Source organism: Nitrosopumilus sp., assembly GCF_025699255.1.
In the GTDB taxonomy this organism is placed as follows: Archaea; Thermoproteota; Nitrososphaeria; order Nitrososphaerales; family Nitrosopumilaceae; genus Nitrosopumilus.
This window is the reverse complement of sequence record NZ_JAILWA010000003.1, coordinates 217,253-240,609: the sequence shown is the minus strand read 5'-3', so window position 1 is coordinate 240,609 and position 23,357 is coordinate 217,253. Positions and strand designations below refer to the sequence as shown.

The 23,357-nt window shown below is 32.1% G+C and carries 32 protein-coding genes and 1 tRNA gene; 8 read left to right on the top strand and 25 right to left on the bottom strand.

The window, feature by feature from the left end; genetic code table 11:
- Positions 1–34 precede the first annotated feature (34 nt).
- Positions 35–775: a rhodanese-like domain-containing protein gene (locus tag K5781_RS05230; RefSeq protein ID WP_297441466.1), complete on the bottom strand. Its 741-nt coding sequence runs from the start codon at positions 773–775 to the stop codon at positions 35–37.
- A gap of 111 nt (positions 776–886) precedes the next feature.
- Here K5781_RS05230 and K5781_RS05225 point away from each other — a divergent pair, with 111 nt between their 5' ends.
- Entirely contained in the window at positions 887–1,273 is a 387-nt protein-coding gene (locus K5781_RS05225) for a DUF302 domain-containing protein (RefSeq protein ID WP_297441464.1), read from the top strand.
- Between the two features lie 115 nt (positions 1,274–1,388).
- Here the strand turns inward: K5781_RS05225 and K5781_RS05220 are convergent, their stop codons facing one another.
- Positions 1,389–1,745, bottom strand: a complete 357-nt coding sequence (locus K5781_RS05220) for a hypothetical protein (RefSeq protein ID WP_297441462.1) — start codon at positions 1,743–1,745, stop codon at positions 1,389–1,391.
- Between the two features lie 132 nt (positions 1,746–1,877).
- On the opposite strand from K5781_RS05220, the gene K5781_RS05215 reads away from it, so the two are divergent.
- Positions 1,878–2,189, top strand: coding sequence for a hypothetical protein (locus K5781_RS05215; protein ID WP_297441460.1), 312 nt, complete (start codon positions 1,878–1,880; stop codon positions 2,187–2,189).
- 61 nt (positions 2,190–2,250) lie between these two features.
- Here K5781_RS05215 and K5781_RS05210 read toward each other — a convergent pair whose 3' ends face one another.
- Together K5781_RS05210 and K5781_RS05205 are read right to left on the bottom strand one after the other, a co-directional pair.
- Positions 2,251–2,592, bottom strand: coding sequence for a nascent polypeptide-associated complex protein (locus tag K5781_RS05210; RefSeq protein ID WP_297441459.1), 342 nt, complete (start codon positions 2,590–2,592; stop codon positions 2,251–2,253).
- On the bottom strand, positions 2,589–3,062 hold the full coding sequence (locus K5781_RS05205; protein WP_297441457.1) for a PUA domain-containing protein: 474 nt from the start codon (positions 3,060–3,062) through the stop codon (positions 2,589–2,591). Before K5781_RS05205 ends, K5781_RS05210 begins: the two co-directional genes overlap by 4 nt.
- Before the next feature lie 91 nt (positions 3,063–3,153).
- Here K5781_RS05205 and K5781_RS05200 point away from each other — a divergent pair, with 91 nt between their 5' ends.
- The 5 genes from K5781_RS05200 (at position 3,154) to K5781_RS05180 (ending at position 7,915) form a co-directional block, all read left to right on the top strand.
- Positions 3,154–4,200 (top strand): phosphate uptake regulator PhoU, encoded by a 1,047-nt coding sequence (locus tag K5781_RS05200; protein ID WP_297441456.1) that lies wholly within the window; start codon positions 3,154–3,156, stop codon positions 4,198–4,200.
- A gap of 56 nt (positions 4,201–4,256) precedes the next feature.
- Positions 4,257–5,378 (top strand): GTPase HflX, encoded by a 1,122-nt coding sequence (gene hflX, locus K5781_RS05195; protein ID WP_297441454.1) that lies wholly within the window; start codon positions 4,257–4,259, stop codon positions 5,376–5,378.
- The gene (locus K5781_RS05190; RefSeq protein WP_297441452.1) at positions 5,368–5,901 is read left to right on the top strand and encodes a tRNA (cytidine(56)-2'-O)-methyltransferase; all 534 of its coding nucleotides are present in this window, start codon (positions 5,368–5,370) and stop codon (positions 5,899–5,901) included. The genes hflX and K5781_RS05190 overlap by 11 nt, the downstream gene beginning before the upstream one ends.
- 26 nt (positions 5,902–5,927) lie before the next feature.
- Complete coding sequence (locus K5781_RS05185; protein ID WP_297441450.1) at positions 5,928–6,443, top strand: transcription factor; 516 nt, start codon at positions 5,928–5,930, stop codon at positions 6,441–6,443.
- Positions 6,444–6,523: 80 nt separating this feature from the next.
- The gene (locus K5781_RS05180; RefSeq protein ID WP_297441449.1) at positions 6,524–7,915 is read left to right on the top strand and encodes an NAD-dependent succinate-semialdehyde dehydrogenase; all 1,392 of its coding nucleotides are present in this window, start codon (positions 6,524–6,526) and stop codon (positions 7,913–7,915) included.
- Positions 7,916–7,932: 17 nt separating this feature from the next.
- Here the strand turns inward: K5781_RS05180 and K5781_RS05175 are convergent, their stop codons facing one another.
- From K5781_RS05175 to K5781_RS05120, 12 genes are all read right to left on the bottom strand, one after another.
- Positions 7,933–8,229 (bottom strand): hypothetical protein, encoded by a 297-nt coding sequence (locus K5781_RS05175; protein WP_297441447.1) that lies wholly within the window; start codon positions 8,227–8,229, stop codon positions 7,933–7,935.
- A gap of 2 nt (positions 8,230–8,231) precedes the next feature.
- On the bottom strand, positions 8,232–8,789 hold the full coding sequence (locus K5781_RS05170; RefSeq protein WP_297441445.1) for a hemerythrin domain-containing protein: 558 nt from the start codon (positions 8,787–8,789) through the stop codon (positions 8,232–8,234).
- 99 nt (positions 8,790–8,888) lie between these two features.
- Complete coding sequence (locus tag K5781_RS05165; protein WP_297441443.1) at positions 8,889–9,158, bottom strand: hypothetical protein; 270 nt, start codon at positions 9,156–9,158, stop codon at positions 8,889–8,891.
- Positions 9,159–9,194: 36 nt separating this feature from the next.
- Positions 9,195–9,851, bottom strand: a complete 657-nt coding sequence (locus K5781_RS05160) for a 2,5-diamino-6-(ribosylamino)-4(3H)-pyrimidinone 5'-phosphate reductase (protein ID WP_297441441.1) — start codon at positions 9,849–9,851, stop codon at positions 9,195–9,197.
- Entirely contained in the window at positions 9,838–11,028 is a 1,191-nt protein-coding gene (locus tag K5781_RS05155; protein ID WP_297441439.1) for an amidohydrolase family protein, read from the bottom strand. Before K5781_RS05155 ends, K5781_RS05160 begins: the two co-directional genes overlap by 14 nt.
- Positions 11,022–11,774: a GTP cyclohydrolase IIa gene (locus K5781_RS05150; RefSeq protein WP_297441437.1), complete on the bottom strand. Its 753-nt coding sequence runs from the start codon at positions 11,772–11,774 to the stop codon at positions 11,022–11,024. Before K5781_RS05150 ends, K5781_RS05155 begins: the two co-directional genes overlap by 7 nt.
- Positions 11,771–12,187, bottom strand: coding sequence for a 6,7-dimethyl-8-ribityllumazine synthase (gene ribH, locus K5781_RS05145; RefSeq protein ID WP_297441435.1), 417 nt, complete (start codon positions 12,185–12,187; stop codon positions 11,771–11,773). The genes K5781_RS05150 and ribH overlap by 4 nt, the downstream gene beginning before the upstream one ends.
- A gap of 2 nt (positions 12,188–12,189) precedes the next feature.
- A complete protein-coding gene (gene ribB / locus K5781_RS05140; protein ID WP_297441433.1) occupies positions 12,190–12,855 on the bottom strand; it encodes a 3,4-dihydroxy-2-butanone-4-phosphate synthase in 666 nt (221 codons plus the stop codon).
- A gap of 77 nt (positions 12,856–12,932) precedes the next feature.
- On the bottom strand, positions 12,933–13,517 hold the full coding sequence (locus tag K5781_RS05135; protein WP_366847962.1) for a riboflavin synthase: 585 nt from the start codon (positions 13,515–13,517) through the stop codon (positions 12,933–12,935).
- A gap of 45 nt (positions 13,518–13,562) precedes the next feature.
- Complete coding sequence (locus tag K5781_RS05130; protein ID WP_297441429.1) at positions 13,563–14,264, bottom strand: tetratricopeptide repeat protein; 702 nt, start codon at positions 14,262–14,264, stop codon at positions 13,563–13,565.
- Positions 14,265–14,330: 66 nt separating this feature from the next.
- Positions 14,331–14,474, bottom strand: coding sequence for a hypothetical protein (locus K5781_RS05125; protein ID WP_297441427.1), 144 nt, complete (start codon positions 14,472–14,474; stop codon positions 14,331–14,333).
- 69 nt (positions 14,475–14,543) lie between these two features.
- A complete protein-coding gene (locus K5781_RS05120; RefSeq protein WP_297441425.1) occupies positions 14,544–14,894 on the bottom strand; it encodes a response regulator in 351 nt (116 codons plus the stop codon).
- A gap of 58 nt (positions 14,895–14,952) precedes the next feature.
- Between K5781_RS05120 and K5781_RS05115 the strand changes: the two genes are divergently transcribed.
- Positions 14,953–15,564 carry a transcriptional regulator gene (locus K5781_RS05115; protein WP_297441423.1) on the top strand — a complete coding sequence of 204 codons (612 nt, stop codon included), beginning with the start codon at positions 14,953–14,955 and terminating at the stop codon, positions 15,562–15,564.
- 14 nt (positions 15,565–15,578) lie between these two features.
- Here K5781_RS05115 and K5781_RS05110 read toward each other — a convergent pair whose 3' ends face one another.
- The 9 genes from K5781_RS05110 to K5781_RS05070 form a co-directional block, all read right to left on the bottom strand.
- Entirely contained in the window at positions 15,579–16,433 is an 855-nt protein-coding gene (locus K5781_RS05110; protein ID WP_297441421.1) for a CoA ester lyase, read from the bottom strand.
- Between the two features lie 7 nt (positions 16,434–16,440).
- Complete coding sequence (locus tag K5781_RS05105; protein WP_297441419.1) at positions 16,441–17,520, bottom strand: zinc-binding dehydrogenase; 1,080 nt, start codon at positions 17,518–17,520, stop codon at positions 16,441–16,443.
- Positions 17,521–17,561: 41 nt separating this feature from the next.
- A complete protein-coding gene (locus K5781_RS05100) occupies positions 17,562–17,843 on the bottom strand; it encodes a DNA-binding protein (protein WP_297441417.1) in 282 nt (93 codons plus the stop codon).
- A gap of 7 nt (positions 17,844–17,850) precedes the next feature.
- Positions 17,851–18,303 carry a 30S ribosomal protein S19e gene (locus tag K5781_RS05095; protein WP_297441415.1) on the bottom strand — a complete coding sequence of 151 codons (453 nt, stop codon included), beginning with the start codon at positions 18,301–18,303 and terminating at the stop codon, positions 17,851–17,853.
- A gap of 31 nt (positions 18,304–18,334) precedes the next feature.
- A complete protein-coding gene (locus tag K5781_RS05090) occupies positions 18,335–18,637 on the bottom strand; it encodes an RNase P subunit (RefSeq protein ID WP_297441413.1) in 303 nt (100 codons plus the stop codon).
- A 49-nt stretch (positions 18,638–18,686) separates the two neighbouring features.
- Positions 18,687–18,760 (bottom strand) — tRNA-Gly (locus K5781_RS05085).
- 22 nt (positions 18,761–18,782) lie between these two features.
- Positions 18,783–19,454 carry a ribosome biogenesis protein gene (locus K5781_RS05080; protein WP_297441411.1) on the bottom strand — a complete coding sequence of 224 codons (672 nt, stop codon included), beginning with the start codon at positions 19,452–19,454 and terminating at the stop codon, positions 18,783–18,785.
- A gap of 1 nt (position 19,455) precedes the next feature.
- Entirely contained in the window at positions 19,456–20,577 is a 1,122-nt protein-coding gene (locus K5781_RS05075) for a hypothetical protein (protein WP_297441409.1), read from the bottom strand.
- Positions 20,578–20,623: 46 nt separating this feature from the next.
- A complete protein-coding gene (locus K5781_RS05070) occupies positions 20,624–23,275 on the bottom strand; it encodes an adenosylcobalamin-dependent ribonucleoside-diphosphate reductase (protein ID WP_297441407.1) in 2,652 nt (883 codons plus the stop codon).
- Positions 23,276–23,357 lie beyond the last annotated feature (82 nt).

Here is a 23,357-nt window from a genome sequence, read left to right as displayed (position 1 = left end):
AATATTGGCTTAGGAAAATAAAAAATTCAGGAATTTACATTCCTGAAAGAATTTGAGAGTTCCATGCATTCATGCCTCCTTCTAAGACTTGAAAATCAATTCCTTCTTGTGCAAGTGCATAAGTTGCTATTGTTGCTCGATTTCCTGAACCACAAATAACCACCACTGGTTTGTCTGTTGGAATAGAATCCATTCCGTTTGGTTGAAATATTTCAGCTAGAGGAATATTGACCACTCCGTTGATTTTAGATTCAAGCAGTTCCTCAGGTTGTCTTACATCAAGTAAGTACAAATCCTCATTGGCATCTAGTTTTTTTCTCAACCCTTCTGAATCAATTATGGTTTGAGAGCTAGAAACAAGATTTTCAGACAGATTGATCATTCCGCCATCAAGATAGAATGTCTGAATTCCCATTTCAGTCATGGTTTGAGCTGTGTTTTTTGCGCTAACGCCATTCTCATCAACTAAGACAAAATTGTATTGTGCAACTACATAGGGTAATCTATTTTGAATTGTTTTTACTCTCTTTTCCAGAGTTTTAGAATCCAAAACATCATGAGATGCACCAACCAAATGTCCTAATTGATATTCTTCAGAATTTCTGATATCTACAACTAAAACATTTTCTTTGTTTTCAAGTAAGCCTTCAAGTGTTTCAAAATTTACTGCATTAATGTCTCTGTCTTGTATGGAATTTTGTTCCAGAGTTACTGTACCAATTATAGTGATTCCAATTATTATGGATGCAACAATTCCTATGTTTTTTGGTTTCATGTAACAAGTATATCAGAGATATTATTATACCAAAATACATTTTCCACAAATAATTTCCAAGGATGGAAATTGTCTTTCGCTAATATATGGTTTAGTTGTGAATTAAGTACAATGAGTTTTACACATACAGTAAAAACTGAAAAAAGTATTGATAATGCAATAGTTGATCTTACCAATAATCTTAAAGAAATAGGATTTGGAGTATTAGAAACACTAGATTTCAAAAAGATTCTATCTGAGAAAGGGCTGAACTTTGCAGATAATTACAAGCTAATGGAAGTATGTAACCCTCAGCTAGCAAAGCAAGTCTTAGAGGCAAACCCGGATCTAGGGTTGCTATTGCCTTGCACTATTGCAGTTTATCAAAAAAATAATGAGAATTTCATTAGTTTAGCAAGACCTACCTCATTACTTTCAATGCTGTCTGATGATAATCTAAAAATTTCAGGAGAAGAGATCGAAAACAACCTAGTTAAAATTATAGAGAAAACGAAATAGTAAGAATGTCGTTTTTTAAAGCAGTAGAAAAGAAATATGCGAATTAAAAACCTGCTTCCAAAGAAAATCAAAAGATGAAAAATCTAATCAAACGAGTTTAGTTTTAAATAAAAAATTATGGTGAGAAACCAGTACCACTAACGTTTCTATCCCATTCATTTACCATAGGATTTTGTCTTCTTTCAAGTTCTTGCCAGTATCCATTTAGTTTTCCTGAAGGAACATTAAATGTGGCAGATACTGTCTCACCTACTTTTGCATCACATTCAGATACAACAACACTAAGTCCGTATTGGGATTCTCCAACACAGCCGTATTCCGTGTTTGCTATAACAGTGACATTTTCAGTGACTTGTGTAGGAATATAATTCCACGGAGTCACTGTAAAAACTACAGCAACTGCAACACCTATAATCATTACAGATAAAAGTGCACGTCGCGATAGTCTACCTTTTTGTTTTTGTTCTAACATTTTCCTCAATTATGTTACGGCATAACCAGATATAATATCCGAAAACAATTTCCACAAACAGTTTCCATATATGAAAACTAGCTATGAAAAATGTGTAGTTACTTTTTAAGGGATTTTTGATAAATTACTTACATGTCTGCAATTAAAGGACAACCAAATAAACAGAATGGTTCATCAAATACAAGATCCCTACTTGTTGTAGGAGGAGTTATTGTCATAGGAGCAGTGTTACTCTTTGGATATCTGATGTGGTATGTTACTCCTGCAGAAAATATGGAAATGGTAAAGATAATTGCAATAACTAGCGATGGGTGTATTGCTGAAACCTTAGATGGTTATTCTGTTAACATAGGAAAATGTCAAGCTCAACCTGGAGAATATGTTGATGCGTTAGTAGATAACAAACTCAAAGAAAGGGCAGCAGCTATGAATCCAACTAGCTGATCTCTTTGTTTTTTAGACTCTAAACAGATTGATAAATCATAAAAATAAAATATTTTCTATATTATCCTGTGGTTAGAAGCAAAATTGCTCTTGCCAAATCGCCTTCAGCTTCTTCTAAAGCACTTTTTGCTTTTTCTTCATCAACACCAGCTTGTTGGCTAACGAGTTGTATATCTTCCTCAGAGAAAATTGGAACTTCTAATTCTTTTTCTTCATAACTATCAGCAGTCACCGTAAAAATAGAATTATCTTTTGCTTTCATTTCAGTTACGGAAGGTTTTGAGATAATGATTTCTTTTTTATCAGTTTTAATAATAACTTCTTGGACATTAGATAATTCATTCATATCCAGACCCATCTTATCCATCATTCTTCGCATTTCGCGGTTTCCTCCTCGCATCATAATGTTGGTTCCTCATTACGACTTTTTAAACTATCTCTGATTTTGATGGCTACACCTCTATGAAAATCAGATATCATTTCTGAAGATAGAATAGCCCTTCCAACAGCTATAATTTGATTTTTGAATAAAACAGGTACATCTCCAGCAATTTGGACATTTTTTCCACATGTAACAACATGTTTACAAAAAACGGATCTTCCCTGTTCTACAAAAGGAGCAGCATCTTCATTTATCACAACACAATTTTCTTTAAATTTTTTATTTTGTAATAACATCTGAGCAAAATAAGTGCTAATAGCCAAGCTTCCATCTATTCTCAAAGTACATAGTAATTTTCCTTTATGGGATACTGTTCTTATTCTGCCTGTTTTTCTTGAAAAGGTCATTTCTACATCTTTTGGTAAAAACTTTGACGTTCCATTCCCAAATAGTGCATCAAGGGTATGTTGTAATTTTAGAATATGATTCACAATACATAGAGAATCTCTTCTAAATATTAGTTCAGTGTTAGTCTATATTCTAAAGATCAATCTATATAGAATAGAATTTTCCCTTTAGATTATGGAAGATGGAGAAGAAACACGAAAAATTCAGTTTACTGGAAAATCATCATATATTGTCTCCCTACCAAAACAATGGATCACAGAATTAGGTCTTAAACAAGGGGATCAAATAAGAATGGTTAGAAAAGGTTCATCAACATTAGAGCTTTATCCACCAAAATTTGAATCAAGAACTCAGAAAAAAGAAGATGCGGTAATTGAAATTGAAGGAGAAGAAGAAGCATCTTCAATCGTTAGAAAACTAATTTCGTTGTATTTTTTGGGATTTAAGACAATTAATGTAAAACCAAAAAATGGCAGATTAAATGCTCATCAAAGAAACACCGTAAAAGAAGCAGTAAAAAGAATGCTAATGGGTTCGGAGATTATTGCTGATTCAAGTGGAGGAATTACAGTACAGGTTCTTGTTAATTTATTAGAATTAACTGTAGATGGAGCATTCAAAAGAATGATTCACTTGGCAAAATCAATGTCAAGTGATGCAATTTTAGCAGTTAAAGAAAATAATTTGGAATTAGCGCAAGAAGTAATCAATACAGATGATGAAGTAGATAGATTTGGATTTTATATTATTAGACAATTGAAGATTGCAATTCAAAATGAACATATGTTAAAAGAGATGGGTTTTAGAAATGCTAGAAATTGTCTAGGTTATAGATTAGTAGTGAAAAACATTGAAAGAACTGGAGATCACGCTGCATTTATTGCAAAGGATCTAATTGAATTTAAAAAACCAGTAAAGAAAGAGATTTTACAAAAATTGCAAGAAATGAATGAATTTTGTTTATCAGTTTTAGATGAATCATGTCTTGCATTATTCAAAGAAGATTACAATCAAGCTGAAAAAACAATCAAAAAAATTGATGAGATTGCAAAATTTGAAAAAAAAGTCAGAGATGCCTCAAAGTCATTAAAAGATGATGAGGAAGTTTACAGAGTTAGAAGGATGACTGAAAGTATTAGGAGAATTTCAGAATATGCAAGCGATATAGCTGAGATAGTTTTGAATATGAATATCGAAAAAACGCTGAAAAAATTGAATTAACTGCAAAAAGTATGTCCAATACAATTATCTTAGATTAGATCAAAAAATGAGTTAGAATGAATTCTGCAATTTTAATCACTTATGATCAAGAAGATTCAATCAATGAAGCAAAAGGGTTGTGTGATGCGGCAGGATATGAGGTAGTTCATATAATTAGACAAAATTTTCTCCAAAAACCAAAGTATGGAATTAGTGGAGGGGTGTTAGAAAAATTAGAGGAAATATCAGAAAAATTGAGGCCAGATGTGATCATATATGATGAAATTTTGAAACCAAGTCAAAACTATAACTTGGCAACAGTGTTACACAGGGAAGTATTAGATAGAGAAGCTTTAATTCTTGAGATTTTTGAAAGCAGAGCGTCAAGTGCAGAATCAAAATTACAAGTAAAATTAGCACAATTACGATATGAAATGGCAAGAGCCAAAGAAAAAGTTAGACTAGCAAATATGGGAGAACAGCCAGGATTTATGGGAATAGGAAAATTCGAAGTTGATGTGTATTATAATGATATTAAACATAGAATGCAAACAATAAGATCAAAGCTTGAAAAAGCTGGAAAGCAAAGAGAGCTTCACAGACAAGGTCGAAAAAGGATGGGATTTAAGACCATATCACTTGCAGGATATACTTCTGCAGGAAAGACTACTCTGTTTAACAAAGCTACAGGAGAAACAAGAACTCAGAGTAAAGAATTGTTTACAACACTCACTACAACAACTCGAAGATTAACTATTGATCAAGAACCATTTTTAATAGCAGATACTGTTGGTTTTATCAGTAAACTTCCTGCATATATGATTGATGCATTCAAATCAACATTAGAAGAATTATCACATACGGATGTAATTATTTTAGTAGTAGATATTAGTGATTCAGTTACAGAACTAAAAAAGAAATTTTCAAGTTGCATGAGAACGTTAAGTGAATTAGGGGTGGAGCAAGATAAAGTAGTTTTTGCTTTAAATAAATCAGATTTGTTAAAAAATGAAGAAATAGAACGAAAAATTAATTTCCTTAATTTAACTGAAAATAAAAAAGTAATTTCAGTTTCAGGAAAAACCGGAAAAAATATCAAACAATTAAAAGAACTAATTAAAAAAATTACTGAAAATCAGGACTTTCATAAACCAAAAAATGGTAATTGGAAAGAGGTGAAAAAATCATTTGATAATTGAAGTAGTTAGAATAGGACAACGCCTAGTAAGAGATGATAGAGTAACAACACATGTTGCACTTGTTTCAAGAGGATTTGGAGCGGAAAAAATTTACATGACAGAAATTAATCCAGAAATAAAAGATACGATTGGAAAAATTAACAAAACATGGGGAGGGGATTTTGAAATTGAATTTATTGAAAAATGGAAACCAATTGTAAAAAAGAAAAAAGAAGAAGGATTCAAAATAGTTCATCTTTCAATGTATGGTGAAAGTGTTAACAACATTCAAGAAGAGATTAGAAAAGAAGAAAATTTGTTAGTTGTTGTAGGGGCTGAAAAAGTTCCAAGAGAGATTTATGACTTGGCAGATTATAACGTAGGAGTTGGAAGTCAACCTCACTCAGAGATCAGTGCTTTAGCAATTCTTTTAGATCGTATACAAATGGGTAAACAATTCGAGAAGGAATTTCCAAATGCAAAAAGAAAGATTATTCCTACCAAAAAGGGCAAAAATGTGCAAGTAAAAGAAACAAGGGATTAATAGTAGAAAATTAGGAGTCATTAGAGTTGGTAGACAAATACGAAGATCCTTTTGTTAGAATTGCTTCAATGATTGGAGGAGATGAATATCTCAAAGTGGCAAGATCTCTTCTAAAAGCTGAAGATGCTACAGATGAAGAAATTGCTAGCTCCACAGGACTTAGAATTAACATGGTAAGAAAAGTCCTGTATGATCTATTTGGCAAATCACTCATTACTGGAATTAGAGTAAAAGATGAACGAAAGGGATGGTTTGTTTACAGATGGAGAACTAGAAGAGAAGAAGTAGAACACTTTATTGAAAATCAAAAAAAGAAAATTGAAGAAAGATTGCAGCAAAGATTGGACTATGAAAATGCATCAGATTTTTATCATTGTGGAAATGAAGATTGCCCACGTGTAACATTTGAAAATGCATTAGAAGGAATGTTCAAATGCCCATCATGTCAAAATGTATTAAATCTAAAAAAGAATGATAAGTCAAAAAAAGCATATCAGAAAAAAATCGATGAAATTAAGAAAGATATGCAACAAACTTTTTGATAAATTTTTAAAATTATATTATATAGAAAATCTGAAAACAAGGTTACTAGAATAAATAGGAGAATATTGTCGAAATATTCTTGAGTCAAATATCTACGGTAAATCCATCTACAGGGGAAGAAATTAAAACATTTTCGTCAATGGACAAAAATCAAGTATTTGATTTGGTGGGAAAAGCAAAAAGAGCATATCCTGAATGGAAAAAAGATTATGAAAAACGTAGAAGTTACATTTACAATTTAGTAGAATATCTAAAGAAGCATAAAACAGAACTTGCAAAAATTGCAACTGCAGAAATGGGCAAACCTCTTAAAGAATCAATTGGGGAAGTTGAAAAATGTGCATGGGCATTAGAATTTTATGCAGATCACGGAGATAGTTTTCTTTCTGATGAAGTATTAAACACGGATGCAAGAAAGAGTTTTCTAACTTTTGAACCGCTTGGTGTTATAGGGTCTATAATGCCTTGGAATTTTCCTTATTGGCAAGCATTAAGATTTGCAGCTCCATGCCTAATGGCAGGAAATGTAATTGTTATGAAACCATCTAGAGTTACAATGCAATCAGGTATTGAAATTGAAAAAGCATTTACCGAATCAGGTATTCCTGATGGAATTTTTCAGACAGTTGTAGGAAGCGTAGAATCTGCAAATTATCTTATTGATTCAGATGTAAATGCTGTAACGTTTACAGGTAGTACTAATGCAGGTGCAAAAGTAGGTGAAAGAGCAGCAAAAAATTTGAAAAAATGTGTATTAGAATTAGGTGGAAGTGATCCTTTCATAGTATTGGATGATGCAATTATTGAAAAAGCTGCAGAGGGAGCTGTCAAAGGCAGATTCATTAATTGTGGGCAAAGTTGTGTTGCATCAAAAAGATTTTTTGTAGGTAAAAATATTGCAGATGAATTTATTGAATTGTTTATTAAAAAAGCATCTCAGCTCAAAGTGGGAGATCCGATGTCAATTGAAACTGATATTGGGCCACTATCTAGTAAAGATGGTTTAGATACAATTTCAGGAATTGTAGAAGATGCAAAACAAAAAGGTGCAGAAATTCTCTTAGGAGGTTCTGAGAGGGATGGCAAAGGTTTCTTTTACAATCCAACAATTCTTAGAAATGTTAAACCAAACATGAGAATTGCACAAGAGGAAACTTTTGGACCTGTAGCGCCAATTACTATTGTTGAGAATGAAAGTGAGGCAGTCAAATTTGCTAATGAAAGTGAATTTGGCCTAGGAGCTAGTATTTGGACAAAAGATCTAGCTAAAGCAGATAAGATGTCTAGGCGAATTGAATCTGGAATTGTGAGTGTCAATAATGTTGTTATTTCAGATCCAAGAATCCCATTTGGAGGAATAAAACACAGTGGATTTGGAAGAGAATTATCAAGATATGGTATGTTAGAATTTGTAAACTTGAAATCAGTCAGATTTTATGATAATTTAACACATCATCATTATGTCGAATAGGCAATAAATCAAGACATTTATTCTTCAGAATCTTCATCAAATTCTTCATCATCTAAATCATCCTCATCGTCGCATTCTTCTAGTTCAACATGTGTAGGATTACCATCATCTCCAAAGAAAATTTCAACACAGATATCAGTGGCCAAAGTCGAAGCCAAAATTTCAATTAATTCCTTAGGAAAATCTCCCAATCGAGAAGGTTCAGATGAATATCTATACGTGGATAATTCATCTTCATGATAAAAATCGACTTCAATATCACCAGTGACAAATTTTCTGACTGTAGTTACTTGACCAAAAATGCTGTTAGACAAAGTTAATTTCCTTGTTCAGAGACATCTTTTGTAAGATTTTCAGCTAGTTGTTCATAATGTGCTCTAGTTTTTCCAAGCTCATCAAGTTTGGATTTTTCGATCTCAGTTAATTCATTATCAACTTTTTCAGACACATATTGTAATCTTGCTTCTGCCATCATGAAGAGTTTGTTATTTTCCTTCCACAAATGTTCTGTGATATGTTCAACATATTGTTGCATGTCACTAACTAATTTTGTTGAATCACCTGAAGTAAGATATTCTTTTGCAGATGCTTCCATTTCAGTTCCAATTTCTCTTGAACGTTGATGATCAATTAGCATCATTGCAATAGGTCCCATATTGGTAGGTAAACCAGCTTGTTCTAAAGCAGGAAATAATGATTTTTCTTCCTTGCTATGATGACATACATCAGTAAAGTTTTTTGAAAAATCAATTACAGGTAATAATATTGACTCAGGAATTTGTTTCCCATCATTTAATAATTGAATGGTAGACTCCATTGCTTTGATGACTTTTTCTATAAGTTCATGATCTCGTCTTAAAGATGCAGTAGACATGTAAGTATCACGTTTAATCCAATATCTATATCTTATTCATTTTAAGAAAAATAATTAAAAGATAGAAATTAGTTAACGAATTTTCGTTAACATTTGGGTTTAACGATTAGAAAGGCTTTTTGATTTAACAAATGCCCAGATTTTCTTGGTCATTTCACTTGGTGCAATTGGTTTCTTACCAAATACTTGTTCTACAGTTTCAGTACGTCCTGCAAAACTAATTGCATATCCACCAAATGCTGGTTTTTTAGCTTTTGATTTAGTGATCTTCTTTTTAGTTACAGCCTTTCTTTTTGGTGCTGCTTTCTTTTTTGAAGTAGCCTTTTTGGTTGTAGTTTTTCTTTTTGGAGTTTTCTTTTTTACTGCCAATTTCTTGTAATTTTATTTCAAATAAAGTATAAGAACTTACACTTTTAGATAATTCAAAACTATATGATTTTTGAGCCTCTTCATTGATTTGAGCCTTAGATTTGGAGATTTTGATATTATATCAAATCCCTCTCCTTGAACAAGCGATACAGCATTATTTCCACCAATTACAAAGGGAGAAAGAGTAATTATTATTTCATCAAAAAGATCTTGTTTGATAAATTCCCAATTGACCGTGCCTCCTCCTTCAACCAAAAGGGTTTTCAAATTTTTTGCTGCTAGTTTTGATAAAAGAGATTTAAGATTTACAGATTTTTGTCCTGTAGAAATCAATTCTATTGGGAATTTATTTAGTTTGTCAACATTTGATTTTGGAATAGATTTTGATACAGCAATAATAGTTTGGATTTCGTTTGATGTTTGTAATATTTTAGAATGAGAAGAGATTTTTCCTTTAGAATCCAAAATAATTCTAACAGGGTTTTTACCTCTAGTATGACGTACAGTTAGTAATGGATTATCTTTAATCACAGTATTTTTTCCAATTATAATTCCATCAACTTTGCTTCTTAGTTTATGTAATCTAACAAGATCTTCAGATGAAGATAGTTTTGAATTTCCAGTTCTAGTTGAAATTTTACCATCGATGGATATTGCAGCACTTAGAATTACATAGGGTTTAGAGATTACCATGAACTAATTTTCCTCCGATCATTACAGCTTTGATTGTTGATTCAGATGCTCTATGAACGATAGATGCATGTGGATTATGCATTGGTTCTAAATCTAATGCATGTTTATCTAAAAATATACAATCAGCAATTTTTCCGGATTTGATTTCTCCAATTGGTTTATTCAAGATTTTTCCACCATTTACTGTAGCCATTTTTAGAATTTCTCTTGCATCAATTCTTTTCTTATGCATTCCCATAGTTACTTTCCAAACAAAATCCATTTCTCTGAACATGTCAGGAGAGTTGATCATAACATTGTCTGTGCCTAAAGCCAGAATACAGCCAGATTTTTGCATTAAATCAACATCAGGAATGCCTTCAGCAAGAGCAGAATTTGCTCTAGGACAAATCACAATTCCTCTTGTTTTTTTAGAAGCTAATTTTAGATCAGTTTTTGAAGCATAGGTCATATGAACCAAAAAATGAGGTTTAAGAGATAAGGCTCTAGTGGTTTCAGATTTTCCGGTAAGTTTTTTTGATTTATTGGAACTTTCTTTAGTTTCAGCCGAATGAATCGCTCTCAGTTTTGTAGATTTTGAATAGAAGTTAAGAATTGAAGTACTATTTTCATTTGCACCACTAACCCCTATCCCATCACATTTTTTCAGCAATTTAATAAATTCTGCAGTTTTTGTAGTTGGAAAAGATAGATTTTTTTTAATTTCTCTATTATTTTGATAAAATTCCATACGACCTAAAATAATTGAACGAATTGGGACATCATTTAGTATTTTTTGCAGTAAAATTACTCCATCTAATTCACCTTCCCTAAAATCGACAAATGTAGTAATCCCTTTTCTAATCATTGAATAACATGTATTCTTCATAAAATTCCCTAGATTTTCATCAGAGGTACGTTTCAAAATTTTTGATTTAGCACCAAATACAGGATGAATTTTTTCATCAACCGTTAGGTTTAAAGAAATATCTTTTCCAATTGAATCTCCAATATGGGTATGTGCATTAATGAATCCAGGAATCATTAAAAGCCCCTGACAATCTATAGAATCTTCATTTGAAATGGGTTTTATTTTTTGATTTATTTTTTTAATTTTATTTTTGATAATTCTGACATCAGTATTGGATACATAATCAAGATTATCTCCAAATAGTATACTAATATTTTTTATTAACATGACAATTCATAAACTTCAGGTTTGTCTTTGCCTGAATCTCGAATTTCTCTTATAGCATCAAGTGATTTTGTGGCTAATTTCACAGCATCTCGTCCCAACTTAGCATTTCCTATTCCACAATTCAAAGAAATTTTATCAGTATTTTTTATCAAGTTGATAAATTCTTGAACGGAATTTTTTGCGTCATTACTTGATACTACCATAAAATTATCCCCTCCCATAAAGAATGTAAGAGAATTTTTATCTAGAAAATATTTTGACATTTTTGAATATAATTCAAAAATTATTGATGAAATTTCATATGGAGAATCAGTTTCTCTTCTAGAAGTAAGATCATCTACATCTAAATGCATTATAGAAACATTTGAAAGAGATCCTTCATCAATAAATCCAAAAATATTGTGATCAGAATTTAAAATTATTTTATTTTTCTTTCCTTCATATGCTTTCAAATTTGCTTCAAATGGAGTATTGCCAAACCCAATTGATATTGTCAATCTAATTTCAAAAGATTTTTCAAGAATTTGTTGTATTTTGACATGATCTTCTAAATTAAGACCATTTGAAACTACAAAAAATTCATCAGCCCTGTTTAGAAACACAATGCAATTTTTTTCAGAAAATAATTTTTGAACTTCTTTATACAGAGATGCTTGAAGCATTTGAAGTTCATGTTCTCTATCACTTCCCAAAGTTAGGGTCCAAGGACCATATTCAGTTATTTTTAAAATGCTGAGTTGAATCATTTTTGAATTCTCTTTAATTCTTGAGAAATTTTTACAACAGCTTCTACTGCACGTTCTGCCACAGGTCTAATTCTAGCATAAGCATGTCGTTCTTGCATTCCTGGACCGGAAATGCCTAAAGAAACAGGTTTTTTGTATTTTAACGATAAATCAGTCAAAGCTTGGGCAGCAGCATGAGAGATTACTTCATCATGTTTAGTTTGACCTTTAATTATAGCACCTAATGTGACTACAGCATCTACTTCTTTTCTGCTTAATAGAGAATCCACAATTATAGGCATATCATATGCTCCGGGAACCATACAGGTGTGAGAGATTTTTAATTTTAACAATTTTGCTTTTTCCTTAGCGACATCAAGCATCCTAGATGTCACTTCCTCATTAAATTCCGAAAAGACTATTGCAATATTCAAAACTAATTCACCTTAGCATATTCTAACAATTCTTTCCCATCAATTAATGGAATTCCATTTTGTTTTGCAAATTTTTCTGCTTTTTCAACAGATAGTGCAGCATAAGTTTCTGCATCCATCATTTCACAAATTGCAGTTACTGGAGTTAATCCTGCAACTTGAGCAAGATAAACAGACATTTCTGTATGTCCCTGTCTAGCAGCCAACAATCCTTTGGATGCTATCAATAATGGAACATGTCCAGGAGTCTTAAAAGATGAAGCAAATTTTTTCTGTTTATTTTCAACATTGTATATTTTAGCCATTTCGCTAATTGTTAATGCTCTATCTTTATCAGTAATACCAGTGTATGTTTGATAATGATTTACTGATAAAGAAAAAGTAGGATGATCACCGTAAGGAGCTAATCCCATTATCATTTCTTTATTTGAAATAGAAGATTCAGAAAGAATTTCATGCATATACTGTAAATCTAAAGAAGTTGCAAAGCTGTTATCAATTGCCATACATAGTAAACCGCCAGCATGCTGACGCATTCTTGCGATATGTTCTGGAGTGATAAATTCTGCTGCGACAACCATATCAATTTCATTTTCTCTTCCTGCAGAATCAAACAAGAGAACAAATTCTCCACGTTTTAGAGATTGTAAAGCAGATTCAAGGGTCATATGAAAAAACTTCTTAATCTAATTATAAAGTTTACTAAAAAACTGGTAATTACTACTAAAGTGGTAAATAATCAAGTTCATTTAAGAATGTATTTTCCAAGAATGTCAGTTTCAATATTAACTTTATCGCCTACTTTCTTGGTATGAAAATTTGTAACATCAATAGTATGTGGAATTAATGAAACAGAAGCAAGAGAATTTTTTATGTCAACTACCGTTAAACTGATTCCATCAACTGCAATAGATCCTTTTTTGACAACAAACTTTGATAATTTTTTTGGAACTTCAAACCAAACTTGAACTTCTTTAGGTTTTTTTAGAATTTTTTTGATTGTAGCCACTCCATCTACATGACCTAAAACAAAATGACCTTCTAATCTATCACCAGCCTTTAAACTTCTTTCAATATTTACAACACCTCCAACTTTTAAATTTCCAAGATCTGTTTTTTTTGTAGTTTCTTCAATCATTTCAAAAACACAACTATTTTTTGAAAGTTTTGTAGCTGTAAGGCATACTCCATTTAGAGCAACACTTTGTCCAATTTTTAATCCCTTTCTGTGTTTTCCTAAATTTACAGTCATTTGAATTGCACTTCGATTTTTTGTATTTTTGGAAATTTTTTCTACTTTACCAATTCCTTCAACAATTCCTGTAAACATAATAGAATCTGCCATAGTTGTGTATAAAATTATTTAGATATTAGATTATTTGTTGAATTCCTTAAATTCATTATCACAAAATTGATGAAAAACAGAACATTTGTTTTCTATTGCGTCTTTTTTGATTTTTTCCATATCTTTGTTAAGAATTCCTTGAGCTGCTAAAAATGCATCATCTGTCATGCCTAGTTTTTCATATAGTCTAGATTTTGCTAAAGGTAATTCTCTTAAATTTGGATCAATTGTTTGTGCTTTATCATAATATTCAATCGCTTCTTGATAATTTCCTAGATGACTTAAAGAAATAGCTTTATTCATTAAGGCTGTGACATCGTCAGGATCTATTAGAAGTGATGTATCATAGCATTTTAGAGCTTCTTTGTGGTTATCTAGTTCATTTAATGCCAATCCCATACTGTTTAGTGCCCAAATATCTTTAGGATTGGCAGAAACCAATTGTTCAGATAATTCTAGAACTTGTTTGTATTGTTTTAAATTTTCAAGGGCAAAAATCTTATTTTTTAAGGCATATGTATCAAAATTTTTTATTTCCAGAACTTGATTACAATAATCAATAGCATCATCATATTTTTTTAGATAGATTAGAGATAATGAAATATTTTGCAATGCAAGCATGTTGTTTGGTTCATTTTCAAGTATATTTTTGCAGTATTGATACATTTCATCATATTTTTCTGCATTAAACATCCTAGTAATTACATTTGAAGGATCAAGAAGATCAATCATCTTATAATTTATTTAAAATTCATCATCTTTAATGTATTCTAATTAAAAATGGGTTTAGTGAAAAAATTATTTTAATACTTTACGAAGTGTTTCATTCAATACTTTAGAATAGCTGTACGAAGATTGCTCTTGTTGAATTAATTTTGCTTGTCGTGTTCTAATTTTTTTGTCAAGATCCTCATCAATCATTATTGTTACTCTTTTACTCATATCTATCAAAGTAATTGTATGAAGTTTTCAATATAAGATTATATGAAAAGTTCCAAAAATGGGAATAATTTAGTTCTTGATAATAGAAATCACTTGATCCATTTTGAATGGTTTTTGAATAAGAGGAATGTTTAGTTTTTCTAATTTTTCTTCAGTTGCAAAACTTCCATCAGCAGTAACAGCAATTATGCATGCTTTAGGATTAATTTCTTGAATTTTTTTTATAGCATAAAATCCGCTTCCATTTGGCATATTAAGATCTATTAGAACAACATCAGGTTTAGTTTCTTTGAAGAGTTTTACTGCAGTCACACCATCAAATCCATTACCTATTACATTGATATCATGTTCTTCAAGAAATTCACTGAATAATCTAACAGTATCTTCATCATCATCAATTACAATTACTGATTTAGACATATCTAGTCATAGTACGAAGACCAGTGCTTTAATATTTTCCATCATTTACAACAACGGTATGGGAGGAATTGATAGATTAATTGCAACTGCATTATCATCTCAAATAAAAAAAGAACTAGATTCAACAATACTGAAGAAAACTGAACGAGAATTATTTTTAGAGCATGGAATGTCAATTAAATTATCAATTGAACATTTCCAAAAATTTTCAAATACTCTTAAAAAAAATTCATCAATAGATTCAAAAAAATTTGAAATAGATTGTATCTCAAAAATTCTTAAAGTGAAAAAAAGAGATAACAAATTTTTAGTTACAATAATAGATTCAGATTTAAGAGATTTGATTTTAGAGTTATTTGGAGAAATCGAGACAAGAAAAATAATTTTAACACTATTGGAAAATGAATATACCATTCCTCAAATTCTTAAAGAATCTAAGGTTCCAAAGACATCAGGATATAGAAAAATTGAAAATTTAATTCTTAATGGATTAATTATAGAATCTGGAAAAATACTGAGTGAAAGTAAAAAAATATCTAAATTACAATGTGTGTTTGAAGAAATAAAATTAGATATTAAAAAGGATAAGATTGGTGTGGTAGGTGTGGTAACTAAAAAAATGTTTGAGAAAAGCACCAGTATGAAAGTAATAATAGAATCATTAGAATAAGTATGGGAGTTAAATTATTTTATAAGATCTAATAATGCTTTTGCTTGTTTGAAGTGAACTTCGTCAATCATTTTTCCTTCAACAGTTGTGGCACCTTTGCCTTTCTTTGAGGATTCAAGATAAATTTTGCATACTTTCTCAGCCCAAGAAATTTCACTTTTGTTTGGATGAAATAGTTTGTGTACGACTGGGATTTGATCAGGATGGATTATACTTTTTCCTGTATATCCAAGACTTTTTCCTAATTTGCAGTCATTTTCTAATCCTTTAGCATCTTTGAGATCTTGCCATATTGCATCAATTACTGCAACTCCTGCTGCATGTGCATCAACAGGTATTTTTCGTCTAGAGTATTTTTCGCCTTCAGAATTTTTTGAATATTCAACTCCTAAATCATTAAGTAAATCAAATACGCCAAAAACTACTGCAGAAATCCTCTGTCCATACGATGCAATTTCATACGTGTTAACAACTCCTTCTGCAGATTCAATTGAAGGGATAATTTGAATCGGTTTAATCTTTCGAGTTTTTTCTAATCTAGAAAGAGATTTTTCAATAATTTTTAGTTCTTTAATGTTATTCACTTTGGGAATTACAATTCCATCAATTCCCTTTTGTACAATTTCTTTGAGATCATCAGGGATTTTTCCAGAATTTGGAGAGTTTGTTCTAACAAAAATTGAAGATGAATATGATTTTCTTGATTTCAAAGCAGTTTTGATTAGTTTTCTTGCTTTAGATTTTTCAATTTCAGGAACCGAGTCTTCTAAATCAAAACAAACAATATCTGCCTGTAGGCTTTTAGCTTTTTCTAAGAATCTGGAATTATTTCCAGGAACAAAAATGAGACTGCGAAAAAGCTGAGTCATTAAATGACTAAGCGCCCTCTGGCTTCATTAAGATTTTGCCAAAGAGTCCTTTTCCAGTTAACATCTTTGTATGAGCCTCAGCTGCTTGCTCAAACGTATATGTTGAGTCAATAGCTGCTTTGATTTTTCCTTGACCCATCCAGTATAAGGCTTGATCAAGTTCGGCTTTGGTTCCTTGTGTTGAACCTAAGATGTTAGTTCCTTTAAAGAACACATGTCTTAGATCTGTATGTGCATCATAGCCTGTAGTTGCTCCACATGAAACTAGTGTTGCACCATATTTGAGTAAGGTTAGTTGTTTATTCCAGTGTGTTTCACCTATGTGATCAAAGGAAACATCAATTCCTGGAACTTCGCCTTTCTTTTTGGCAAGTTCTTTAGTAATTGCTCTTACTTCTTTATGCCAATCATCTTTTCTATGATCTACTGCATAATCTGCTCCAAGTTCCAGACATTTGTCTAATTTGTCTGGGCTAGCAGTTGCAATAACATCACAATTGTATAGTTTGGCAATTTGAATTCCAAAGCTTCCTACTCCAGAACCACCACCCATAATCAAGACGGTTTGTCCTGGAACAATCTTTGCTCTGCCAACCAACATATGCCATGATGTTAAAATGGTCATTGATGCAGCAGCAGCTTCGTCATACGATACTCCTTCAGGAATTTTTGAGACATTAACTTCTGGCAAATGGGTAACTTCTTGATAAGCGCCCCATGTTGGACCAGTTTGGAATCCCCAAATCATTCTATTTACACAATCAAATTCTCTACCATCAGTACATGCTTTACAAACTCTACATGACATGTTAGAGTGAGATACAACTCTATCACCAACTTTGATATTTTTTACGTCTTCACCTACAGCAATTACATCACCTGCAGCATCAGAACCTGAAACATGTGGTAATGGAACAGGAACTGGTTGACCTCTCATTCCCCAAATATCATTATAATTTAGAGCAGCGGCTTTTACTGAAAAGACTACTTCATCTGATTTTGGTTTTGGATCATCTATATCCTGGACTTTAAGGATCTTAGCATAATTATCATCTGGTGCATATTCGTTGTATACTACGGCTTTCATGTATTAGTCGACTTTGTTCCCATAATTATATTTTTACTGGATCAGATTCGATTTATCTTAAAATCACGTTTAGGTTGTTGTGCTGAGAGTAAAATTTGCTTTAATTGATCGTCACTAATTTGGCCAGGTAACTTGCCTTGTGTTGCCATTCCAATAAGATATTGCTCAACCATATCAGATAGTTCAGGTTTTACCATTTTGATATTGTTTAGTCTCATTCTAGCTTCAGGAGATAAAACTTGTTTTAGAATTTGCTCTTTTTGTGCAGCTAGTTCATGATTTGTGTTATCTGTAGGTGGTTCGTTAGAATCCGGAAAACTCATTTTGAATCTAAGAATATACTTTTAATTGCGGATTTTCAACAATTAGTTCTTTGAGAATTTCTGTAGCTAGTCTATCTAGTTTTTGCATTCCTTGTTTAGAAACTATACGTCCTTTTCTTTCAACTTGTTGAACATAACCAAGTTTTTCTAATCCTTGAATTGCATTACGAATAATTGCACCGCCAGCATCTCTGTGATGAGCAGCTCCATAACCAGAAGGTTTGCCACCGCCATAATCATTTCTTAAAGCATTAATTCCAATTGGACCATTAAGGTAAATTTTTCTCAAAATTGATGCACATCTAGTATGCCACCATTCTCTGTTTTGTGGAGGTTTATCTGCATGAGCTCCAGTTTTTACAAATGGAATCCAAGAAGGTGCAGGAATGTCTTCATTTTTTAATGCTGCAGCTAGTCTTTCTATCAACACATCTGCTGGTACATCGTATACCTTTGCCATAGTGTCAAAAACTCGATAATCGTCTTATAAATCATTGAGATATAATTTTACGATAAGTATGCCCACACAAGTTACAAGAAATTCTGATCGACTTAACAGAGGTTCTTCCTAGGCGAATTCGAGAATTTATTCCAGGAGCAATAAAGGATTTACATTTTTTACAAAAAACCATTCTAAGATAGTAAGGCATTCTAATTTTGTGTCTTGTGCTAATTCGTCTAGCAATAGAGGCTTGTCTCTGAGAAAGTTCAGGATTTAATTTTGCATTACTAATTGCATTTTCAATAAGAATTTCCATTCTCTCCATTGCAATTTTTTTTGCTGCAAGTTTCATAATTACATCTAGAGTTTGACCTAAAAATTGGTTATCATAGGTTGAAAAATGCAGTCAGCGGGATTCGAACCCGCGTCACAGGGTTGGAAACCCCGAATACTAACCAGGCTATACTATGACTGCAACAAAATGCAAATTTAATTTCCTACATAAAAATGGTTTTTTCATACTCGTAAAGCATTCTAGCTATTACTACATGGCCTTCAAATGATTCATCTCCAATAGAAAATAATTCAGTTATTTTATTTTCAATCGAGTCTGAAAAATGCCCCTTTTGAAATCCTCCAATTATAATACAGGCATTTTCAGGAATATTTTTAGCGATTTTTTCATATGTAGATTTAGTACCTTTGGTAGAAAAACCAATTATTTTTGATGGATTAATATCTTCAATTAATTTAGGGAATGTTTTTTTTTCAATTTCTAATAAAACATCATTATTTTTTGTTATAATTTTTTTTTCTTGATACAATTTTTCTATTACTCCCTCAAATCGATGATAAGATTTAGGAATATGGACATTTTGTCCAAAGGAAATTACTTTATCATCTAGGGTATGAACATAAAGTTTTATTTTATTTTGTAAGTATAATGGAATTGTTGTAGCTTCGAGAATTGAAAAATGTACAAGATCTGGACGTCCTCTTTTTATTTCATTATCAATTCCTTTCATTGCTGCAAAATGCCAAGAATTATCTAGTAAAATTTCTGATGGGCGCTTTCCTAATTTTCTTGCATGTGATATCACTGAAGGATGATGTTTTAATTGTAAAGGCATCAGTTCTAAAGACGATTCAGATAGAATTAAAGAAATCATTTTAGTTTATCATTTCAATTTGTTTTTTAAATTCATCCCATGCAGGTTTTACAGTTCCATCTATTTCAACAAGACCAGCATTACAAATGTAATGATTTAATCTTTGGATAGTAAATTCACTACTACCTAATCCTGAACCACCTCCAACACTAATACTTTCATCACCAATTTCTTGTTGTTCTGTAACGCAAGTTCCTTCAGGCCTATCAGAATATCTATACCAAGTAAAAAACTCAATCTCAGATTCATTTTCAGAGTAAAAATCAAACATTTCTTCCAAGAATAGTTTTTGAGATGTAGTATTACCACCTACAAAATCAGAAGAACTCCAACTAACTTCAAAAAATGCAATTTTTTTATTAGGTACGATATCAAATGCTTTCTTTAGATCTTGTTTAGCTTCAAAAGGGGTTTTTACAATATCATTTAGATTATCAACTGGAAAATATGAGAATGCAACAAAATCCCCAACTGCTAATTCATCAACAATATGTCCTAAATCTTTATTCAAGATTTGGTGTAATGCAAAGGAGTTACCAAATTTTACATCAGGATGTTTCTCTTTTAATTTATCATATACATTAGAAAATAGTTCTTGATATACTGGAATATTTTGTTCAGAATATCTAAATTGTGATTCAGTTTCACCAGATATTATTACCGAATCAACTATGTGATATCTTGATAAAATTGCATCAAGTACACTAACAAGTCTGTCTTCACCAATTGAATTTATTGGTGGTTTTCCTATCCAATCCGGAAACGGTCCTAATGAATTTCCATTGATTACTGAAAAGAAAAGTGTAACTTTGAGATTATTTTTTTCATTTAATCCCATTAGTATATCTGATTGCTGCCAATCAAATTCTCCACGCTGTGGTTCTACAATATTCCAAAACAAGTAGACATTACTTCTTCCTATTCCAGTAGAAGATGAATCTGCATAGATTTGATCTAGTTGACTCAAAGATACTGATTGAGTAGGAGAATTAATTACAAGACCAATTTTTTCATTTGTTTCTTGGGGCAAAACAATTTCAGAATTGATAGTAGCCAAAACTAAAGAAGTTACACCTATAATTACTCCTATGCCTATAATTACGCCTAGGAGTTTTTTATCCATACAGGATGAAAAATAAAAGAAAGTAAAAAAGTTGTGATTCTGTTATTTATCCAGAAGTACAACCACTGTATCCACATTCAATGCAGATACTACAACCCTCAACAAATACAAGATTGTTTTTACATGTTGGACATAGACGATCCTCAGAAACCTCTTCAGTTTTTGGAGGTTCTATTGTAATCTCTTCATCATGTACTTTTAATGCAAGTGCAGCATTAACTTGAGATTTTATGTATGGATTTGTAATGTTTTTGGTTACAAATTCAGTCATGTAATCACTTGGTCTAACCTCAAAGGTCTTTGTTGCATTTTCACTTGTCATGTGAAGAACCTGTTTGTGTCTGGAACCATCACGATAAACAGTCATTCCTTTCAGACCTATTTCGTGTGCCAATAGATATGCAGATTTTACATCTTCTACTGTTACATCGTATGGCATGTTGATTGTCTTTGCAATTGCATTACCAATCCAATCTTGCCATACACCTTGGGCCATTAAATGATCTGCCCAATGAATATCCATTGCTGTAACAAAGACATCTTGCAAATCTTGTGGAATTTCTTCAATTCCTTTCAATGATCCATAGTTGTCTGCTATTTTCTCAAGAATTTCATCTGTGTAAAGACCTCTTTCTTTAAGGGCTTCTTCAAGAATCTTGTTTGTGTAGAAGAATCTTCCAACAGTAACTCTCTTTTCAAAGACCAGAGCAAATGCAGGTTCCATTCCATTTGAACAGTCTGCAATCATGGAAAGGGTTCCAGTTGGAGCTACTGTAGTGGTTAAGACATTTCTAATACCATGTTTTTGGATTTTCTCAATAAGCGGATCCCACTCATAGGAATGAGAATCTTTTGGTTTCTCATAATATCCTGATACTGGAATCTTACCTTCTGGATATTCTGTCTGTGAGCAAAGTGGGAATTCGCCACGAGCACTAGCTAGTGCTACACTTTCTTCCATAGAATAGTATGTTAGTGCTTCAGATAGTTTTGATTGTAGTTCATATCCTTCTTTAGAGTTGTACGGAATTTTGAGTCGGTATAACAAATCTGCTACTCCCATTACTCCAAGTCCAATTCTTCTAGATTCTTTTGAGGCTGCATTGATTTCTGGAACTGGATAATTATTTACATCAATGATGTTATCCAAGAATCTTGTTGTCTTTCGTATAATCTCTTCATATCCTTGCCAATCAAATTCATAAGAACCATCAGCTTGTCTTTTTGCAAGATTTACCAAGTTGATAGAACCCAAGTTGCATGACTCGTATGGATAAAGGCTTTGTTCACCACATGGATTTGTTGCTCTTAGTGGTCCTTTCCTAGCTTTTGCAAATACATTGTATTTGTTAATTTGATCAAAGAAGATCAAACCAGGTTCTGCGCTTTTCCATGCAGATAATGCAATTAGATCAATTAATTGATGTGCATTGATTTCTTTTACTGGTTTTTTATCACGTGGACTACGTAAAACATAGTTACCATCAGTTGTGTTTACAAGTGCATGCCAAAAGTCTTCCCATATTCCAACACTGATGTTGAAATTTTCTAAAACTCCAGCTTCGGTTTTGTTTGTAATGAATTTTTCAACGTCTGGATGCCATGCTTCAATAATTCCCATGTTTGCACCACGTCTTTTTCCTCCTTGTTTTACAACTTCAGTCACAGTGTTGATGATATTCATGAATGATACAGGACCTGATGCAACACCAGATGTTGATGCTACAATATCACCCTCTTCACGAAGATCAGAGTAGTTAATTCCAACTCCACCACCAGATTTGAAAATTAGTGCAGCATCAGAAGTGGATTTCATGATTTCTTCCATGCCATCATTCATTCCAAGTACAAAGCATGCTGAGAGTTGTCCTAGTCTTCCACCAGCATTCATCATGGTTGGTGAATTTGGTAGGAAATCTTGTGCAGTCATCATTTGAAAGTATTCAGTGATTTTGTCTGCATAGCTGTCAAGTTTTTTACCTGCTAGCAGTGTCAAAACATCTTTGAAACTTATTTTCATTTGTCCTTTGTTTGCAAGGGTTACATAATGAGTGATGAGTGCTCTAAAATGCCATTTGTTAAAGAAATAATCTCCAACTTTGAATTTATAATCAAAGGCATCTAATTTTTCAAGATAAGAATTTGCTTCTTCTACATCTTGTTTATGACTTCCAGCCTTATCAAATATTTGAGAATCATATAGCATATCACCAATTCCAACCAGAATTGCAACTCTTTCAAACATTTGAGTTGGTGATTCAATTATCTCACTTTTTGAATTTCTGAAAAGATATCTAGAGGCAAGTACTCTAAGACAATTCAAGTCAAATTTCTTGGAGACGGGATCCAAAGTCTTTAGATTTAAGACCTTCATTTTTTCATCTCTTAGTTTTCTTCTCTCATGTCGATAAACGATGTATGCCTTTGCAATATCGCTATTGCCGCTATCGATTAAAGTTGACTCTACAATATCTTGAATATCCTCAACCGTAGGTGCTCTAGAGTTTGTAAATCCTTGTTCTACTAGCTTATTTACTACATCTTCAGCTAGTTTGTCGGCAACGCCACGATCGGCTTTAGAGGTGGCTGCCAATGCCCGATAAATGGCATTTGAAATTTTATTTTTATTGAAAGCCGTTACTGCGCCACTGCGCTTACGGATCTCAGTGATCGTATTTTCTATTTGTGAATTATCCATTATAATCTCCCCGATGAGGGTTAGAAAGAATAACTGTATAAACTGTTTGTCCAGTTTTCCTAAAACTTTGACTCAATAAAGT

Coding starts and splice junctions, on each gene's coding strand:
- K5781_RS05230 (WP_297441466.1), bottom strand. CDS start 775: ATGAAACCAAAAAACATAGGAATTGTTGCATCCATAATAATTGGAATC.
- K5781_RS05225 (WP_297441464.1), top strand. CDS start 887: ATGAGTTTTACACATACAGTAAAAACTGAAAAAAGTATTGATAATGCA.
- K5781_RS05220 (WP_297441462.1), bottom strand. CDS start 1,745: ATGTTAGAACAAAAACAAAAAGGTAGACTATCGCGACGTGCACTTTTA.
- K5781_RS05215 (WP_297441460.1), top strand. CDS start 1,878: ATGTCTGCAATTAAAGGACAACCAAATAAACAGAATGGTTCATCAAAT.
- K5781_RS05210 (WP_297441459.1), bottom strand. CDS start 2,592: ATGATGCGAGGAGGAAACCGCGAAATGCGAAGAATGATGGATAAGATG.
- K5781_RS05200 (WP_297441456.1), top strand. CDS start 3,154: ATGGAAGATGGAGAAGAAACACGAAAAATTCAGTTTACTGGAAAATCA.
- hflX (WP_297441454.1), top strand. CDS start 4,257: ATGAATTCTGCAATTTTAATCACTTATGATCAAGAAGATTCAATCAAT.
- K5781_RS05170 (WP_297441445.1), bottom strand. CDS start 8,789: ATGTCTACTGCATCTTTAAGACGAGATCATGAACTTATAGAAAAAGTC.
- K5781_RS05160 (WP_297441441.1), bottom strand. CDS start 9,851: ATGGTAATCTCTAAACCCTATGTAATTCTAAGTGCTGCAATATCCATC.
- K5781_RS05155 (WP_297441439.1), bottom strand. CDS start 11,028: ATGTTAATAAAAAATATTAGTATACTATTTGGAGATAATCTTGATTAT.
- K5781_RS05150 (WP_297441437.1), bottom strand. CDS start 11,774: ATGATTCAACTCAGCATTTTAAAAATAACTGAATATGGTCCTTGGACC.
- ribB (WP_297441433.1), bottom strand. CDS start 12,855: ATGACCCTTGAATCTGCTTTACAATCTCTAAAACGTGGAGAATTTGTT.
- K5781_RS05135 (WP_366847962.1), bottom strand. CDS start 13,517: ATGTTTACAGGAATTGTTGAAGGAATTGGTAAAGTAGAAAAAATTTCC.
- K5781_RS05130 (WP_297441429.1), bottom strand. CDS start 14,264: ATGATTGATCTTCTTGATCCTTCAAATGTAATTACTAGGATGTTTAAT.
- K5781_RS05125 (WP_297441427.1), bottom strand. CDS start 14,474: ATGAGTAAAAGAGTAACAATAATGATTGATGAGGATCTTGACAAAAAA.
- K5781_RS05120 (WP_297441425.1), bottom strand. CDS start 14,894: ATGTCTAAATCAGTAATTGTAATTGATGATGATGAAGATACTGTTAGA.
- K5781_RS05115 (WP_297441423.1), top strand. CDS start 14,953: ATGGGAGGAATTGATAGATTAATTGCAACTGCATTATCATCTCAAATA.
- K5781_RS05110 (WP_297441421.1), bottom strand. CDS start 16,433: ATGACTCAGCTTTTTCGCAGTCTCATTTTTGTTCCTGGAAATAATTCC.
- K5781_RS05105 (WP_297441419.1), bottom strand. CDS start 17,520: ATGAAAGCCGTAGTATACAACGAATATGCACCAGATGATAATTATGCT.
- K5781_RS05100 (WP_297441417.1), bottom strand. CDS start 17,843: ATGAGTTTTCCGGATTCTAACGAACCACCTACAGATAACACAAATCAT.
- K5781_RS05095 (WP_297441415.1), bottom strand. CDS start 18,303: ATGGCAAAGGTATACGATGTACCAGCAGATGTGTTGATAGAAAGACTA.
- K5781_RS05090 (WP_297441413.1), bottom strand. CDS start 18,637: ATGAAACTTGCAGCAAAAAAAATTGCAATGGAGAGAATGGAAATTCTT.
- K5781_RS05080 (WP_297441411.1), bottom strand. CDS start 19,454: ATGATTTCTTTAATTCTATCTGAATCGTCTTTAGAACTGATGCCTTTA.
- K5781_RS05075 (WP_297441409.1), bottom strand. CDS start 20,577: ATGGATAAAAAACTCCTAGGCGTAATTATAGGCATAGGAGTAATTATA.
- K5781_RS05070 (WP_297441407.1), bottom strand. CDS start 23,275: ATGGATAATTCACAAATAGAAAATACGATCACTGAGATCCGTAAGCGC.